The following is a 14,664-nucleotide window of genomic DNA, read 5'->3' as shown; positions in this document are numbered from 1 at the left end:
CGCCAAGACGGCGGCTACCGGCCATCGCGCCGGAGAATCAATCCCATGCCCAACGTCGACAACGGCAGTGAAGTGGTCATCCCGGGACGGGGTGTGATGGTGACGGTAGCCGATGTCATACCGGAGGGCGCTGACGCGACGTCGCTGGTGTTCGAGATCCCCGACGACCACCGTGAACGGTTTCGCTATCGGCCCGGACAGTTCCTGACACTTCGAGTGCCCAGCCGACAGACCGGGTCGGTGGCACGCTGCTATTCGCTGGCGAGCTCGCCGCACACCGATTCCGCACCCAAGGTCACGGTGAAACGGACGGCCGACGGATACGCATCGAACTGGCTGTGCGACAACGTATCTGCTGGCGACTCCATCGAAGTGCTACCGCCTTCGGGGGTGTTCACTCCGGCCGACCTCGATGAGGACTTCCTGCTGTGGGCGGCTGGCAGCGGTATCACGCCTGTCATGTCGATTCTGAAATCCGTGCTGGCAGCGGGTACGGGCAGAGTGGTGCTGTGCTATGCGAACCGCGATGAACGCTCGGTGATTTTCGCCGACGAGTTGCGCGAACTGGCCGCGCGGTACGCCGGGAGATTGACGGTGCTGCACTGGCTGGAATCCGTCCAAGGTCTTCCCACTCGCGCCCAGATGAGTGGGTTCACCCAAACGGTTCTGGCAGGTTCTGCCACGTTGCAGTCGTTCATCTGTGGGCCTGCGCCGTTCATGGCGATGGTCAAAGACACTCTCGCCGAGGCGGGCGTGGCACGCGAACGGGTCCACCTCGAAATCTTCCAGTCACTGTCGGGTGACCCGTTCACCGACGATGTCGCAGCGTCGCACGGCGGTCCCGACGATGGTGACGCCGTCAGCGTGCTCCTCGACCTGAACGGCGAGAGCCACCGATTGCGATGGCCGCGACAAGCGACCCTGGTGGATACCATGATCGCCGCGGGCGTCGACGTGCCCTACTCATGCAAGGAGGGCCGTTGCGGGTCGTGCGCGGCGACCGTGGTGCGCGGCGAGGTGGACATGGCCACCTGCGACATTCTCGAGCCCGAGGATCTTGCCGACGGTCTGATCCTGGCCTGCCAGGCGCGGCCGGTCTCCGACGATCTGCACATTGAGTTCTGAGCCTGCCGACAACCGCTTTCCGCTGACCGGGAACCGTTGCCGCAATCCCCGCCCCACCGGTACACCATCGACAGCACCCAGCGACGATAGGACCAGATGATGACTGAGCGGGTAATCGACCGGGTGCGCCAGGTCGCCGAGGAACTGCGCGGCCAGGGAACTGAGGGCGAGAAGGCCGGCAAGCTCACCGACGAGACCGTGAAGCTGATGAAGTCGGCGGGCAACATCCGCCTGCTTCAGCCGAGGATCCACGGCGGGCTGGAAGTTCATCCGCGCGAATTCGCTGAGACGGTCATGGCCACTGCCGCGCTCGATCCGTCCGCGGGTTGGATCAACGGCGTCGTCGGCGTGCATCCCTATCAACTGGCCTACGCCGACCCGCGGGTCGCCGAGGAGATCTGGGCCGACGACGTCGATACTTGGGTGGCCTCGCCATACGCCCCGCAGGGCGTCGCCCGGCCGGTCGACGGCGGCTACATCTTCAACGGCCGCTGGCAGTTCAGCTCCGGGACCGACCACTGTGACTGGATCTTCCTGGGTGCGATGCTCGGCGACACCGACGGCAAGCCCCTGATGCCCCCGCAGATGCTGCACATGATCCTGCCGCGCAAGGACTACACCATCGTCGAGGACTCCTGGAATGTGGTGGGACTACGTGGCACCGGGTCCAAGGACGTCATCGTCAAGGACGCCTTCGTACCGTCCTATCGCACGATGGACGCGATGAAAGTGATGGATGGCACCGCTCAGCGGGAAGCCGGGATGACCGAGACGCTGTACCTGATGCCGTGGTCGACGATGTTCCCGCTGGGCATCTCCTCGGCCACCATCGGCATCGCCGAAGGTGCACTGGCCGCCGCACTGGACTATCAGCGGGAGCGCGTGAGCGCCAGCGGAGTAGCGATCAAGGACGACCCCTACGTCATGTATGCCATCGGCGAGGCGGCCGCCGACATCAACGCCGCCCGCCAGGAATTGCTCGCCAACGCCGACCGCATCTACGACATGGTCGACGCCGGCAAGGAGGTGTCTTTCGAGGACCGAGCGGCGGGTCGCCGTACCCAGGTCCGCGCGGTGTGGCGCGCGGTGTCCGCGGTCGACGAGATCTTCGCGCGGTGCGGCGGCAATGCTGCACGCATGGACAAACCGCTGCAACGGTATTGGCGTGATGTGCACGTCGGGCAGGCGCACGCGATCCACGTTCCCGGAACGGTCTACCACGCCGCCGCCCTGAGCTCGCTGGGCGTGGACCCGCAGGGGCCGCTCCGGGCGATGATCTGACAGGAGAAACATGAGTCTCATCAAAGGCCTCGGCTACGTCACCGTTGCCGCCTCCGATATCGAACGCTGGCGACATTTCGCATTCGGCGTCCTCGGTTTTGCCCAGGGCAAGGGTTCCGATGCGTCAGCGCTGTATCTACGGATGGACGAACGAGCCGCGCGCATCATCGTCGTGCCCGGTGATGTGGACAAAATCGTCACGGTCGGATGGGAGGTGCGCGACCATGCCGACCTGGAGCGGGTCAAAACTTCCCTCGATTCCGCCGGTGTTCCCTTCAAGCAACTGTCACTGGATGAAGCAGACAGCAGGCGTGTTGAGGAAGCGATCGCCTTCGACGATCCCGCCGGAACCTCGCTGGAGGTCTTCCACGGCGCGGTCCTCGACCACTCCCCTGTCGTGACCCCGTTCGGCGCGCGTTTCGTCACCGGCAATCAGGGACTGGGCCACGTCGTGCTGCCCGCCCTCGACGTCGACGGAGCGTTCGCCTTCTACACCGACGTCCTGGGGTTCAAGTCCCGCGGCGCATTCCGGGTCCCCGCGCCGCCCGAATTCGGCCCGATCCGGGTGCGGTTCATGGGTGTCAACCAACGTCACCACAGTTTGGCGATCTGCCCCGCGCAGACGGTTCGCGATCCCGGGCTGATCCACCTGATGGTCGAAGTCGACTCGCTCGACGCAGTGGGTCAGGCGCTAGATCGGGTCGACGCCGAGGGCTTTGCACTATCGTCGACCCTGGGTCGGCACACCAACGACAAGATGGTGTCGTTCTACGTGCGCGCGCCGGGCGATTGGGACATCGAATTCGGCACCGAAGGGATGCGCGTCGACGAAATGTACTACACCGCAGAGGAAATCACCGCCGACAGCTACTGGGGGCATCAGTGGGTGTCCGACCTTCCGGCGGCCATGCGTCCATGACAGTCGAAGATGACGTCAGCCCGGTTCCCGCATCGTCGATCGACCACTGGGACCATGAGGCCGACGTGGTCATCGTCGGCTACGGCATCGCGGGTGCGGCGGCTGCGGTGGAGGCAGCGCGCTCCGGCGCCGATGTCCTGGTGCTCGAACGCACCGGATCGTGGGGCGGCGCCGCGGCAATGGCGGGTGGGTTCATCTACCTCGGCGGCGGCACGCCGATCCAGAAGGCCTGTGGTTTCGAGGATTCCCCGGCGAACATGGCGGCCTTCCTCAATGTCGCGATGGGGCCGGGCGCCGATGAGGCTCGCATCGCCGACTACTGCGAGGGCAGCCTCGGCCACTTCGACTGGCTCACCGACTGCGGAGTGCCGTTCAAGCCGGAGTTCTGGGGAGAGCCCGGCTGGGAGCCGCCCGGCGATCAGGGTCTGATGTTCACCGGCGGCGAGAACGCTTACCCGTTCAACATGATCGCCGAACCCGCTCCGCGCGGGCACATCCCGCAGATGGCCGGGAAAGTTGCCGGCGAGAAGAGCGGCGGTTTCATGTTGATGAAGCCGCTGGTCGAGACCGCGACGTCGCTCGGCGTACGAGCGATCTATGACGTGCGGGCCCAGACGCTGGTCGTCGAGTCCGACGGTCGGGTGTCGGGCGTGATCGCGAAGCAGTATGGCGGGCCGGTGCGGGTGCGCGCCCGGCGCGGGGTCATGTTGGCGGCGGGCAGCTTCGCCCACAGCGAGTCGATGGTCAAGCAGTTTGCACCCGCTATCGCGGGACGCCCCGCTGCGTCGATCGAACAGCACGACGGGCGGGCGATCCGGATGGCGCAGGCACTCGGCGCCGACCTCGCGCACATGGATGCCACCGAGGTGGCGTTCCTGATCGATCCACAGCAGACCGTCCGTGGCGTACTCGTCAACGCCCTCGGCCAGCGGTATGTCCCTGAGGACATGTATTCCGGCCGGATCGGTCAGCTGACGCTGTACCGACAAGATGACACCGCCTACCTGATCATCGACGGTGACGCACAAGAGCACGCGATGGCCGCGATCTCGGCCACCCCGGTGCTCAAGCGGCCCGCGACGTGGGTGTGCGAGACGGTCGCCGAGCTCGAGGCCGAGATCGGTCTGCCGGTCGGCTCGCTGCAGGCGACGATCGGGGCCTATAACGAGTCGGCCGCCCGCGGCGAGGATCCGTTGCTGCACAAGAAGCCGGAGTGGATCAAGCCCGTCGGGACCCCGGTCGGCGCGATCGACCTGCGGGCGAGCTGCGGCGGTTTCACCCTCGGCGGACTGATGACCTCTTTGGACGGCGAAGTACTGCATGTCAGCGGGAACCCCATCCCCGGACTGTTCGCGGCGGGGCGCTGTACCGCGGGGCTTGCGGCGTGGGGTTACGCCAGCGGTATCTCACTCGGTGACGGCAGTTTCTATGGCCGTCGCGCGGGTAGTGCGGCGTCGAGCGCGTAGCTCGACCAGACCGAGCTCTCCTCTCCCACCTGGCGGTGGTGAGTGCGTGCTGCACTCTGCCGCGGGCTCTCGCGGTGACCGCCAACTTCTCACGGCGTTTCATGTGACAGCGAGCACATCCCTGTGCTAAAACTATATGACTAATAGTCATATGCCTGGTTGGCATGATGCTGAAGCTAGGAGGCCCTCATGACAATGGCTGTCGAGAAGGCGGGCGAGACACCCAGCGCCGTCATTGACCGGATTTCGCTGGTGCTGGATTCTTTCGACGGCCCGGGCCGCTTGACGCTGGCCCAGATCGTGCGCCGAACGGGCCTGCCGCGGTCGTCCGCGCACCGCATGCTCGAGCGTCTTGTCGCGTTGCGCTGGCTGCGCCGCGACGGCCGCGACTACGAGCTCGGGATGCGGCTGGTCGAGCTGGGATCATTGGCTCTGCACCAGGACCGCATTCACCGAGCCGCCATTCCATTGTTGCGTGACCTGCACCGAGCGACGGGGTTGGTTGTGCACCTGGCGGTCCTCGACGGATCCGATGTTGTGTATCTGGAGAAGGTCGGCGACCACATGGGCGGAGCGATTCCCACCCGGGTCGGCGGTCGGCAGCCGGCACACTGTACGGCGGTGGGAAAGGCGATCCTCGCCGACAACCACATCACGGAGGTCGACCTGACCGACCGCAAGACCCGGTTCTCGATCGCGACAGCGCCCCAACTGGTCACCGAGTTGGCCAAGATCCGCGCGCACGGTGTGGCTTTCGAGCGCGAGGAATCGCTGCCCGGCTTCGGCTGTGTGGCGGCCCCCATCGGCCCGGCCGGCCAAGCGGTCGCCGCCGTCTCGGTCTGCGGACCTATGAACCGGATGGCCTTCGACAATCGATTGGTCGCGCCGGTGAGAATGACTGCGATGGGTATCTGGCGTAGCGCTGAGGATGGTGCCGACCGTGTCGCGCCGACACTGCAGTCCCTGCGCCCGCTACGCGTCGGCCCCGCTCCCCGACCCTTGGGACGGGATTCGGCATCGCTGCAGCCGGCGTGACTCTCGATCCTCAGATCGCGGGTCTGATCGAAACCCTGGACTCGGGGTTTCCGCCAGTGCATACGATGACGGGAGCGCAGGTGCGCGCCGCGATCCGCGCCCGTTTTGTCCCCAACCCGAACCCCGAACCGGTGTCCCACGTCGTGGATCGCCAGATCGATGTTGCGGGTGGCAGCGTGGGTGTCCGGATCTACCGGCCCGAGTCCGATGACTCGCTGCCAATTCTCGTGTATGCCCACGGTGGCGGGTTTGTGTTCTGCGACCTCGACAGTCACGACGGGTTGTGTCGCAACCTTGCCAATTCGATTCCCGCCGTGGTGGTCTCGGTCGATTATCGGCTGGCTCCCGAACACCGATGGCCCACCGCTGCCGAAGACGTCTTTGCCGCCACCGTGTGGGCAGCGGCGCATGCCACCGAACTCGGCGGCGATCCCAGCCGGATCGCGGTGGGCGGGGACAGCGCAGGCGGAAACCTTGCCGCAGTCACCACGTTGATGGCCCGAGATCGTGACTCCGTGCCGATCGCCGCACAGTTGCTGCTGTATCCAGTGATCGCCGCCCACTTCGACACCGAGTCCTACCGGCGTTACGGCCGCGGCTACTACAACCCGCGCCCAGCGCTTCAGTGGTATTGGGATCAGTACGTGCCTGCGGTCGAAGACCGTCAGCATCCATACGCCTCGCCACTGCAGGCGGATCTGACCGGTCTACCCGCGGCCGTCGTCGTGCTGGCCGGCCACGATCCACTGCGCGACGAAGGGATCGCCTATGCGAATGCATTGGCGGCGGCGGGGACACCCACCACGCGGTGCTCTTTCGAGGGCGGCATCCATGGCTTCATGACGATGCCGATGCTCGACCTCGCCCACCAGGCTCGTCGGGATGCGGCCCGATCGTTAGGTGAGTTGCTCGGACGCTGACGGCACCACCGCACCGTACCGTTGCACCGGGTCGAGCACGCAATGCGTCCGGCCGAAGACCGTCACCATGCACTTGTTGTTGTGGTTGCACCGACTGCGTGAATCGGGTTGCGAAATCATCGAATTGACGCGGTCGGGTTCACGCAAGAGCGCTCGGCCCATCGCGAAGAAGTCAAAACCCTCGGACCGCCCGGTCTGCAAGTGCTCGCGCTCAGTGATGCCGCCAAGGAGGATGAGCTTGGTGTTGCGCATGAGCGGCACGAATTGGCGCGCGGCATCCAGCATGTACAGGTCCTGGTACGGATACACACCCATCGTCCGCTTGCCGAACAGCCGAACAGCCGGACGCAACGCGGGCGGCATGACACCGGCGAACTCCTTGACCGGCACGTCTCCTCGGAACAGGTACATCGGCTTGTACACCGACGAACCCTGGGTCAGTTCCAACGCGTCCAGGGTGGCATCCGAGTCGAGTAGCTGTGCGGTCCGCAGTGCCTCGTCGATCCAAATGCTCCCGGGCAGACCGTCATCCATGTCCAGTTTGGCGATCACCGCGATCTGATCGCCCGTCACTTCACGGACGTGCTGGGCGATCTCGCGGACCAGCCGCGAACGGTTGTCGATGTTGCCGCCGTAGGAATCTGTTCGCCGATTGATGAGCGGGCTGAGAAAGGAGCTCGGCAGATAAAGATGACCGAAATGCAGTTCGACCGCGTCGAATCCGGCATCGATTGCGACCTGAGCGGCGAGACCGAATTGCTTGGTGACGGTGCGGATTTCGTCGACTGTGATGGCGCGGCAATACGCCATGGACGTCGGATTGACGAATCGACTGGGGGCCACCGCCGTGATGCCGGTGAGCTTTCGCGGCGCCACCACTCCGGCGTGTCCGAGTTGCGCCGATATCGCTGCACCGGCTCCGTGTATGGCATCGGTTAGTCTGCGCAGACCCGGAAGCGCCGCGTTGCTCATTACGATCTGACCCGGCGCGCTCGCACCCTGGGGCGAGACACAACAGTAGGCGACTGTCGTCATTCCGACACCGCCCTCGGCGAAGGTCAGGTGGAACGCGATCAAATCATCGGTGACCTCACCGGTCGGCGAGCGCCCTTCGGAGGTGGCGGCCTTGATCACTCGGTTGCGCAGGGTCACCGGTCCAAGGCGCGCCGGGCTGAACAGATCGCTCATCGCATCACGATCGCGCTGCGACCACGTGCGGTCAACAGTGGCTTCCCGTTGGCTGGGAGCCGCTGCGGAACACCGCGGCCACGGACCGTAGCGTCGCGACCATGGCCGAGGTGTTCATCATCGACCGCGTGGTCACCGCCCCGGGTTGCGCACAGACTTTCATCGACTCCTACCTGTCCGGCTACGCCCCCGGCGCCAGGGACCGCGGCATGGAGTTGCGCGATGTACTCGTGAGTCCACCGATCCTGTTCGACGACCGCCCCAACGTCGTCACGATCACCTGGTCATTGCCCAGCCCGCAAGCGTGGTGGCAGATGACCTGGCGGGCTCGGCCCGATCCTACGGTCGCTCGCTGGTGGGAGGATGTCGCAGAGCTCGTGGTCGAGCGCAGCCGCAACGTCGCGACGCGCAGCCAGGATATCGATCGCGCCGAGACCTCAGCACCGATGCCCGCCCCGCGCAATGGAAGCCCGACGGTCGGGGCCACTCGGTTGGTGGATGTGGTCGAACCGGAACGCCCACGGGTACTGAGTGCATTACGGAAGGCAGCCGAAGCCGGCGGGCCACTGCGGGCCGTGGTCGAACCAACGGAGTCGGGGTCACGCAACGGCGGCGACATCCTGGTGCATCTTCGGTTCGCGGACCTGAATGCCTGGGCCCGAAGCAATTTCGATGATGCCCTTCGCGATCCGGCAATCACCAACGTCAACGGTGTGACATATCGGGGAACTCCCCTGTGTCGCGGCGCCGGCACGGTGTACCGAGCGTTGCTGCTCCGTGTGCCACCCGAGGTTCCGGCGGAGCAGGTCAGCGCATTCGAGCAAGAACTGGCGATGATGCCCAGATATGTGTCGACCATCCGGGCATGGCAACTGAGCCGCGTCGACGAGGCGATCGGGACCACGGGCTGGACTCACGTCTTCGAGCAGGAGTTCACCGATGTGGACGGCTTGATGGGGCCCTACCTGATGCACCCCGTCCACTGGGCCGTGGTCGATCGCTGGTTCGATCCGGAGACGACCGACATGATCATCCGAGACCGCGTGTGTCACAGCTTCTGCCGAACCGATGGGCCCGTTCTGAACTGAAACCGGCAGCCGTTCAGAGCCCGGCAGGCAGGATATTCGGGTTCGCTGTTGCCGGTGGCTCCAGTGGCGGCAACGTGGTGGCCCCGTCGAGCGTATGGACCGGAAGATGTTGCGACCACGGGTAGTGCAAGCTGAACGCCACCAGACCCGTTCGCTGCTCGGCCGGTAGGTGGCACATCGCCAAGACGGTCTCGGCCAGGTATTCGACTGGCTCGGTGGGGAAATTGTCCGGAATCAGCGACGCCGCACCGGGAGTGCGCACCGCCGTGGACGGGCCAACACAATTCACCGCGATGTTGGCGCCGAGCAACTCGGCCGCAACGCCTTGGGTGAACCGGTGCAACGCGGCCTTGCAGGACGCGTAGATCACATCGCCCGCAGTCTTGTTGTAGTCGCGGTACGGCCGAACCGGTGGCACCCCGGTGACCGAGCCGATGTTCACGATCCAGCCGGCCCCCTGTCGACGCATATGGGGCACTGCGGCTTTCGTCAACACGAACGGTGTTCTCAGATAGTGCTCGACGGTCCGGTCGAACGTCTCCAGGGACATGTTTTCGACCACTGAATAGTCGGCGAACCCCGCGTTGTTGACCACGATGTCGATACGGCCGGTACGCTCCACCACCGCATCCACCAGCCCGTCACGCGCTGCGGAATCCTCGAGGTCGGCGGCGAGACCGAAAGCCTTCCCACCCGCGTCTTCGATAAGTGCGACTGTCTCCTCGATGGTGCCGGGTAGAGCCTCGGTGTTCCCGGACCGAAGCGAGGGCGAGGGCGTGTGGGCCCGGGCGGTGACCGCGACTGTCGCGCCTTCGGCGGCAAGCCGCTGGGAGATCGCCCGCCCGATCCCACGACTGCTTCCGGTCACCAACGCCGTCTTGCCGGCAAGGATCTGACTCATTGCAGGACGAAGTCCTTTTCGACGGGAGCCCGGTGCTGCTGCCACAAGTCGACCAGTCGATACGGGGTAGCGACGACGACGCGACCCGATTCCGACCGGTAGTACGTGTGCGCATTCGGGGTGTGGCACCACACGGTGCCTTGCATCGCCTGGTCGATGCCGGCGACGTACTCCTCGAACGCTTTCTCGGTCACTTCGATCGTCGTCGCGCCGCGTAAGGCCATGAGCTGCAGGCACTCCACGATGAAGTGGGCGAGGACCTCCATGGAGAAGTTGGCCCCCGCTCCGTGCCCTGGGCTGTAGTTGGGGGCCGAGGTGATGAACAGATTCGGAAATCCCGGAACGGTTCCGCCCCGGTAAGCACGGGGACTGTCTCCCCACTCCCCCGCCAACGTCTTGCCGCCACGACCGCGGATGTCGACGGTGGACAAGAAGTCGAGGTGGTAGCCGGTGGCATAGATGATGACGTCGAGGTCGATCTGGCGGCCGTCGGCCGTCACGATTCCGTCGGAGTTCACCTCGGCGGGTTCACTCGCCTCGACATCGACATGCTCGCGGGTCAGCGCGGCGTAGTAGCCACCAGGGTCGCGAATGATGCGTTTGCCGTAGGGCGCGAAGTCGGGTGTGACCTTGCGCGCCAATTCCGTTCCGGCCCCGAACATGCGGTCGATATAGTCCAGACACATCTGCAGCAAGACGTCGTTGGCCGGGGAGATCGACAAGTGCGTCTGCGACCACTCGGGATCCTGCAGGATGATCGGATAGTTGTTGTCTGCTGTGCCCCAGTACGACTTGAGCCGGTGCCACATGGCGTAGAACGGCAGCACCCGGCCCAGATAGCGCCGGTGCTCGGGCACCTCATCGGAGAGGCGCTTGCGGGGTGCCACCCAATGCGGCTGCCGTTGAAAGACGGTGAGGTGTTCGACTTCGTCGACACAGGCATCGACGATCTGCACGGCGGTGCACCCAGCTCCGATTACGGCTACCCTCTTCCCGGTGAGGTCGAGGGTGGGGTCCCACAGTGCTGAGTGAATGCTGGTTCCGGAGAACGTTTCTCGCCCTTTGATGTCCGGGAAGCGAGGCCGGTTGAGGTACCCGGCCGCGGTGACGACGACGCTGGCGTAGTCGACGCTTCGGACGCCGTCGGCGGCGCGTGAGTGGATCTGCCACTGCTGGCGTTGCTCGTCCCACCACAGCGCTTCCACTTCGGTACCGAAGCGGATGTGGCGGCGCAGCTCGTGTTTGTCGGCCAGGGCCACCAGATAATCCTGGTATTCGGCACCTTCCGGGTAGTAGTTGGACCAGTTCGGGTTCACCTCCCGAGACAGCGAGTAGTACGCCGCCGGCGTGTCCACGCCGATGCCCGGGTACGTGGTGGTCAGCCATGTGCCGCCGACCTCATTGTTGCGGTCGTAGATCTGGAAGTGCACACCCTCCTCGGCCGCGGCCAGCGCGACCGCGATACCGGCGATGCCGGCCCCGATGATCGCCATCGTCATCGTCGAGGGGATCGGCGTGGTCCGGGGCAGTGTGGGTTGTGAGGATCGGAAACCGCCTTGCTCGAGGAGCAGGTCCACCTGTTCGTCGTCGACGTCGGTTCCCAGCGCGATCGGCAACAGGGCGGCGAACAGCTCACGATCGTCCGCGGCGATCGCGCCGGCCGGCCGGGGTCGACCGAGCGCGGCGATGATCTCGTCAGCCAACGCATCCGCGGTGGCGGGATCGGTGGTTCCCGCCCGCTCCGGCGGGTCCGGGACGTGGTCGATCTTGCTGGCGTACCGGTCCACGACCGATGCGTCACCGGTCATCTGGGCGAGCACCGCAACCAGAACGCCGGGGTCTGCCTGACGCAGATGCGCGCGCAGGACAGCCGGATCCGGTGCGCTGTCTGCCGATGACGACGATTCAGTGGTAACGGTCATGCGTCGAGTATCGGACGGAGTCGCCACCCTCCACGCCCGCGTGTCTACTGAGCGGGAGACGAACCGCCACTTCCACGGCCGACCTGCCTACCCTGCGGCTCATGCACTCTGAGGACCTCGCCGCGGTCATCGCCCGTGCCCGCAGCCACAGCCTGGCCGACATCCCGCGCCGGTCGGCACGCAAGCAGCCCGACAAGACCGCCATCATCGACGGTGACGTGGTGCTCAGCTTCGCCGAGTTCGACCACCTGGTGGACCGAGCCGCCGCAGCGTTCCACGACAACGGCTTGCGCCCGGGCGATCGGGTTGCGCTGTTAGCGCGCAATTGCTGGCAGTACGCAGTACTGGCGTTCGCCACCGCCCGCGCCGGAGTGGTTCTCGTGCCGATCAACTTCATGCTGACCGCCGAAGAGATCGCATACATCCTCGGGCACAGCAAGACCTCCGCCTTCATCGTCGAGACCGACCTGGTGCCCGTCGCCGAACAGGCGATGGCGACCAGCCCGACCGTCACGACAAAGATTGCGCTGGCACCCGACAGGCGGTCCCCGCCAGTCGGTTGGTCGGACTTCGCCGACTGGCTAACCACGACCAGCCCAGCGCCGGATATCCGCATCGACGACGATCAACTGCTGCGGGTCATGTACACCAGCGGCACCGAGTCACGGCCCAAAGGGGTCATGCACAGCAGCCGCAGCCTGATGTGGCAGTACATCAGCACCATCGTCGCCGGCTCCATGTCCGGCGATGACGTCGAAGTCCACTCCCTGCCGCTGTATCACTGTGCCCAGTTGGACAATTTCCTGGCCACCGACATCTATCTCGGTGCCACCAGCATTATCGTGCCCCGGCCGGATCCCGAACTGGTGTTACGCACCATCGAGCGCCATGGCGTCACCAATTACTTTGCGCCGCCCACTGTCTGGATCAGCCTGCTGCGCAGCCCGGTGTTCGACGAGGTGGACCTGTCGAGTCTGCGCAAAGGCTATTACGGAGCGTCACCGATGCCCACCGAGATCCTGTACGAGATGAGACAGCGGCTTCCCAACCTCCGATTGTGGAACTTCTACGGTCAGACCGAGATGGCTCCCCTGGCCTCCGCGCTGGGACCCGATGAGCAGGATGCCCATGCCGGGGCAGCGGGACGGCCGGTCGTCAATGTCGAGACCGCCATCCTCGACGAGTCGGACAACCCCGTCGCAGCCGGAATTGTGGGCGAAATCGCCCACCGCAGCCCACATCTGATGCTCGGCTACCTCGATGCCGAGGAAATCACAGCCCAAGCCTTCTCCGGCGGCTGGTTCCACTCGGGGGATCTGGGTTTCTACGACGAGCACGGTCTCCTCCACGTCGTGGACCGCAAGAAAGACATGATCAAGACCGGCGGCGAGAACGTCGCCAGCCGTGAGGTCGAGGAAGTTCTCTACCGGCACAGCGGGATCGAAGAAGCGGCGGTGTTCGGCATCCCGCACCCGGTCTGGGTGGAGGCTGTGGTCGCCGCGGTGGTCGCTCGTGCCGGAGCCGCTCCGTCGGAAGCCGAGATCCTGAGTCATTGTCGCGACCACCTCGCCGGGTTCAAGACTCCCAAGCAGGTGTTCTTCGTCGACTCTCTGCCGAAGAACCCGAGCGGCAAACTACTCAAACGCGATCTGCGCCAGCGGTTCAGCGTCGACATCACCGATATCGAAAGGGATTCCCCACGTGTATGAGGGCCGCATCGCGCGCTTTGACGAACCCGGCAAGCCGTTCGTAATCCAGACCGTCAGCCTTCCAAAGGTAGGCCCGGGAGAAATCCTGGTCCGAGTTCTGCGCGCGAATATCTGTGGGTCCGACGTCCATGCCTGGCACGGAACGTTCGCGACGCGGGGTCTCGGCGGCCAGCTGCCGACGGTTCTCGGTCATGAAATGGTCGGCGCTGTCGCCGCACTGGGCTCGGGCGTATCAACCGATTCCAACGGCAAACCACTGGGTGATGGCGCGCGCGTGGTGTTTCCCTACTTCTTCTGCTGTCACACCTGCAGGAATTGCCTGGCCGGCCGCCGCAACGCGTGCCTGAACTTGAAGATGGCGATGCTGGGCCGTGCTGACGAGCCGCCCTATTTCGTCGGCGGCTACGGTGACTACTACCTGCTGCCGGCCGGTGCGGTTGTCTACTCTGTGCCCGACAGCGTGGGTGACGATATCGCCGCTGGCGCTAATTGCGCTCTGTCGCAAGTGATGTACGGACTAGAACGCATCGACATGCAGCTCGGCGAACACGTTGTGGTCCAAGGCGCAGGAGCCTTGGGGCTGTACGCGATCGCCGTGGCCAAGGCGCGCGGCGCCGCGAACGTCATCGCCATCGACGGGGTGTCGGAGCGACTCGAACTCGCAACAGCGTTCGGCGCCGACACCGTGCTCGACCTCAACGAGATCAGCACGCCGAAAGATCGCGCGAAAGCGGTGCGGGGGTTGACCGGCGGCCACGGCGCCGACGTGGTGGTCGAGGTCGTGGGACACCCCTCGGCCATCGAGGAGGGTCTGCAGATGCTCGGACAGTTCGGCCGTTATGTCGAGATCGGCAATATCAACGTCGGCCAGACCTTCGCTTTCGATCCGTCGCGCTTCGTGTTCTCCAACAAGACCATGGTCGGGGTGTCGCTGTATGACCCGGCAGTGCTGTCCCGCGCCTTGACATTCCTCGACCGCCATCAGCACTCGCTGCCATTCGAGCGGCTCGCCGCAGCGTCCTACGCGCTCGACGACATCAACGATGCGTTCGCCGCTGCCGACGGTAAGCGGGACATCCGGGCCAGCTTGATCCCCTGACCATCACGACC

The 14,664-nt window shown here is 65.1% G+C and carries 12 protein-coding genes; 9 read left to right on the top strand and 3 right to left on the bottom strand.

Features of this window, described 5'->3' with window-relative positions:
* The first annotated feature begins 45 nt into the window (after nt 1-45).
* The 6 genes from G6N38_RS25040 to G6N38_RS25015 all read left to right on the top strand — a co-directional run bounded on the left by G6N38_RS25040 (nt 46) and on the right by G6N38_RS25015 (nt 6,746).
* Nucleotides 46-1,125 carry a ferredoxin--NADP reductase gene (locus tag G6N38_RS25040; RefSeq protein WP_163750725.1) on the top strand — a complete coding sequence of 360 codons (1,080 nt, stop codon included), beginning with the start codon at nt 46-48 and terminating at the stop codon, nt 1,123-1,125.
* A 99-nt stretch (nt 1,126-1,224) separates the two neighbouring features.
* Nucleotides 1,225-2,406, top strand: coding sequence for an acyl-CoA dehydrogenase family protein (locus G6N38_RS25035; protein ID WP_163752370.1), 1,182 nt, complete (start codon nt 1,225-1,227; stop codon nt 2,404-2,406).
* A 10-nt stretch (nt 2,407-2,416) separates the two neighbouring features.
* Nucleotides 2,417-3,325, top strand: coding sequence for a biphenyl-2,3-diol 1,2-dioxygenase (gene bphC / locus G6N38_RS25030; RefSeq protein WP_163750723.1), 909 nt, complete (start codon nt 2,417-2,419; stop codon nt 3,323-3,325).
* Complete coding sequence (locus tag G6N38_RS25025) at nt 3,322-4,791, top strand: FAD-dependent oxidoreductase (protein WP_163750722.1); 1,470 nt, start codon at nt 3,322-3,324, stop codon at nt 4,789-4,791. Before bphC ends, G6N38_RS25025 begins: the two co-directional genes overlap by 4 nt.
* A 189-nt stretch (nt 4,792-4,980) precedes the next feature.
* Entirely contained in the window at nt 4,981-5,826 is an 846-nt protein-coding gene (locus G6N38_RS25020) for an IclR family transcriptional regulator (RefSeq protein WP_163750720.1), read from the top strand.
* A complete protein-coding gene (locus G6N38_RS25015) occupies nt 5,823-6,746 on the top strand; it encodes a LipP1 family hormone-sensitive lipase (protein WP_163750719.1) in 924 nt (307 codons plus the stop codon). The genes G6N38_RS25020 and G6N38_RS25015 overlap by 4 nt, the downstream gene beginning before the upstream one ends.
* Here G6N38_RS25015 and G6N38_RS25010 read toward each other — a convergent pair.
* On the bottom strand, nt 6,723-7,934 hold the full coding sequence (locus G6N38_RS25010; RefSeq protein WP_163750717.1) for an NADH:flavin oxidoreductase: 1,212 nt from the start codon (nt 7,932-7,934) through the stop codon (nt 6,723-6,725). The two genes, G6N38_RS25015 and G6N38_RS25010, sit on opposite strands and share 24 nt — an antisense overlap.
* Before the next feature lie 446 nt (nt 7,935-8,380).
* Here G6N38_RS25010 and G6N38_RS25005 point away from each other — a divergent pair, with 446 nt between their 5' ends.
* Entirely contained in the window at nt 8,381-9,022 is a 642-nt protein-coding gene (locus G6N38_RS25005) for a Dabb family protein (RefSeq protein WP_246228100.1), read from the top strand.
* A 13-nt stretch (nt 9,023-9,035) separates the two neighbouring features.
* On the opposite strand, the gene G6N38_RS25000 is transcribed toward G6N38_RS25005, so the two are convergent.
* Nucleotides 9,036-9,923: an SDR family NAD(P)-dependent oxidoreductase gene (locus G6N38_RS25000; RefSeq protein WP_163750713.1), complete on the bottom strand. Its 888-nt coding sequence runs from the start codon at nt 9,921-9,923 to the stop codon at nt 9,036-9,038.
* Nucleotides 9,920-11,845 carry a flavin-containing monooxygenase gene (locus G6N38_RS24995; protein ID WP_163750712.1) on the bottom strand — a complete coding sequence of 642 codons (1,926 nt, stop codon included), beginning with the start codon at nt 11,843-11,845 and terminating at the stop codon, nt 9,920-9,922. The genes G6N38_RS25000 and G6N38_RS24995 overlap by 4 nt, the downstream gene beginning before the upstream one ends.
* 101 nt (nt 11,846-11,946) lie before the next feature.
* On the opposite strand from G6N38_RS24995, the gene G6N38_RS24990 reads away from it, so the two are divergent.
* Nucleotides 11,947-13,554, top strand: a complete 1,608-nt coding sequence (locus G6N38_RS24990; RefSeq protein WP_163750710.1) for an acyl-CoA synthetase — start codon at nt 11,947-11,949, stop codon at nt 13,552-13,554.
* Nucleotides 13,547-14,653: a zinc-binding dehydrogenase gene (locus G6N38_RS24985; protein ID WP_163750709.1), complete on the top strand. Its 1,107-nt coding sequence runs from the start codon at nt 13,547-13,549 to the stop codon at nt 14,651-14,653. The genes G6N38_RS24990 and G6N38_RS24985 overlap by 8 nt, the downstream gene beginning before the upstream one ends.
* Nucleotides 14,654-14,664 lie beyond the last annotated feature (11 nt).

Source organism: Mycolicibacterium helvum (assembly GCF_010731895.1).
GTDB classification, from domain to species: Bacteria; Actinomycetota; Actinomycetes; order Mycobacteriales; family Mycobacteriaceae; genus Mycobacterium; species Mycobacterium helvum.
The sequence above is the reverse complement of the archived record's forward strand: the minus strand, read 5'-3'. Positions and strand labels throughout refer to the sequence as shown.

Bases quoted from the DNA above. Each gene is read 5' to 3' on its own strand.
- G6N38_RS25020 (WP_163750720.1), top strand. From the start codon at position 4,981: ATGACAATGGCTGTCGAGAAGGCGGGCGAGACACCCAGCGCCGTCATT.
- G6N38_RS24990 (WP_163750710.1), top strand. From the start codon at position 11,947: ATGCACTCTGAGGACCTCGCCGCGGTCATCGCCCGTGCCCGCAGCCAC.
- G6N38_RS24995 (WP_163750712.1), bottom strand. From the start codon at position 11,845: ATGACCGTTACCACTGAATCGTCGTCATCGGCAGACAGCGCACCGGAT.
- G6N38_RS25025 (WP_163750722.1), top strand. From the start codon at position 3,322: ATGACAGTCGAAGATGACGTCAGCCCGGTTCCCGCATCGTCGATCGAC.
- G6N38_RS25005 (WP_246228100.1), top strand. From the start codon at position 8,381: ATGCCCGCCCCGCGCAATGGAAGCCCGACGGTCGGGGCCACTCGGTTG.
- G6N38_RS25035 (WP_163752370.1), top strand. From the start codon at position 1,225: ATGACTGAGCGGGTAATCGACCGGGTGCGCCAGGTCGCCGAGGAACTG.
- G6N38_RS25040 (WP_163750725.1), top strand. From the start codon at position 46: ATGCCCAACGTCGACAACGGCAGTGAAGTGGTCATCCCGGGACGGGGT.
- G6N38_RS25000 (WP_163750713.1), bottom strand. From the start codon at position 9,923: ATGAGTCAGATCCTTGCCGGCAAGACGGCGTTGGTGACCGGAAGCAGT.
- G6N38_RS25010 (WP_163750717.1), bottom strand. From the start codon at position 7,934: ATGAGCGATCTGTTCAGCCCGGCGCGCCTTGGACCGGTGACCCTGCGC.
- bphC (WP_163750723.1), top strand. From the start codon at position 2,417: ATGAGTCTCATCAAAGGCCTCGGCTACGTCACCGTTGCCGCCTCCGAT.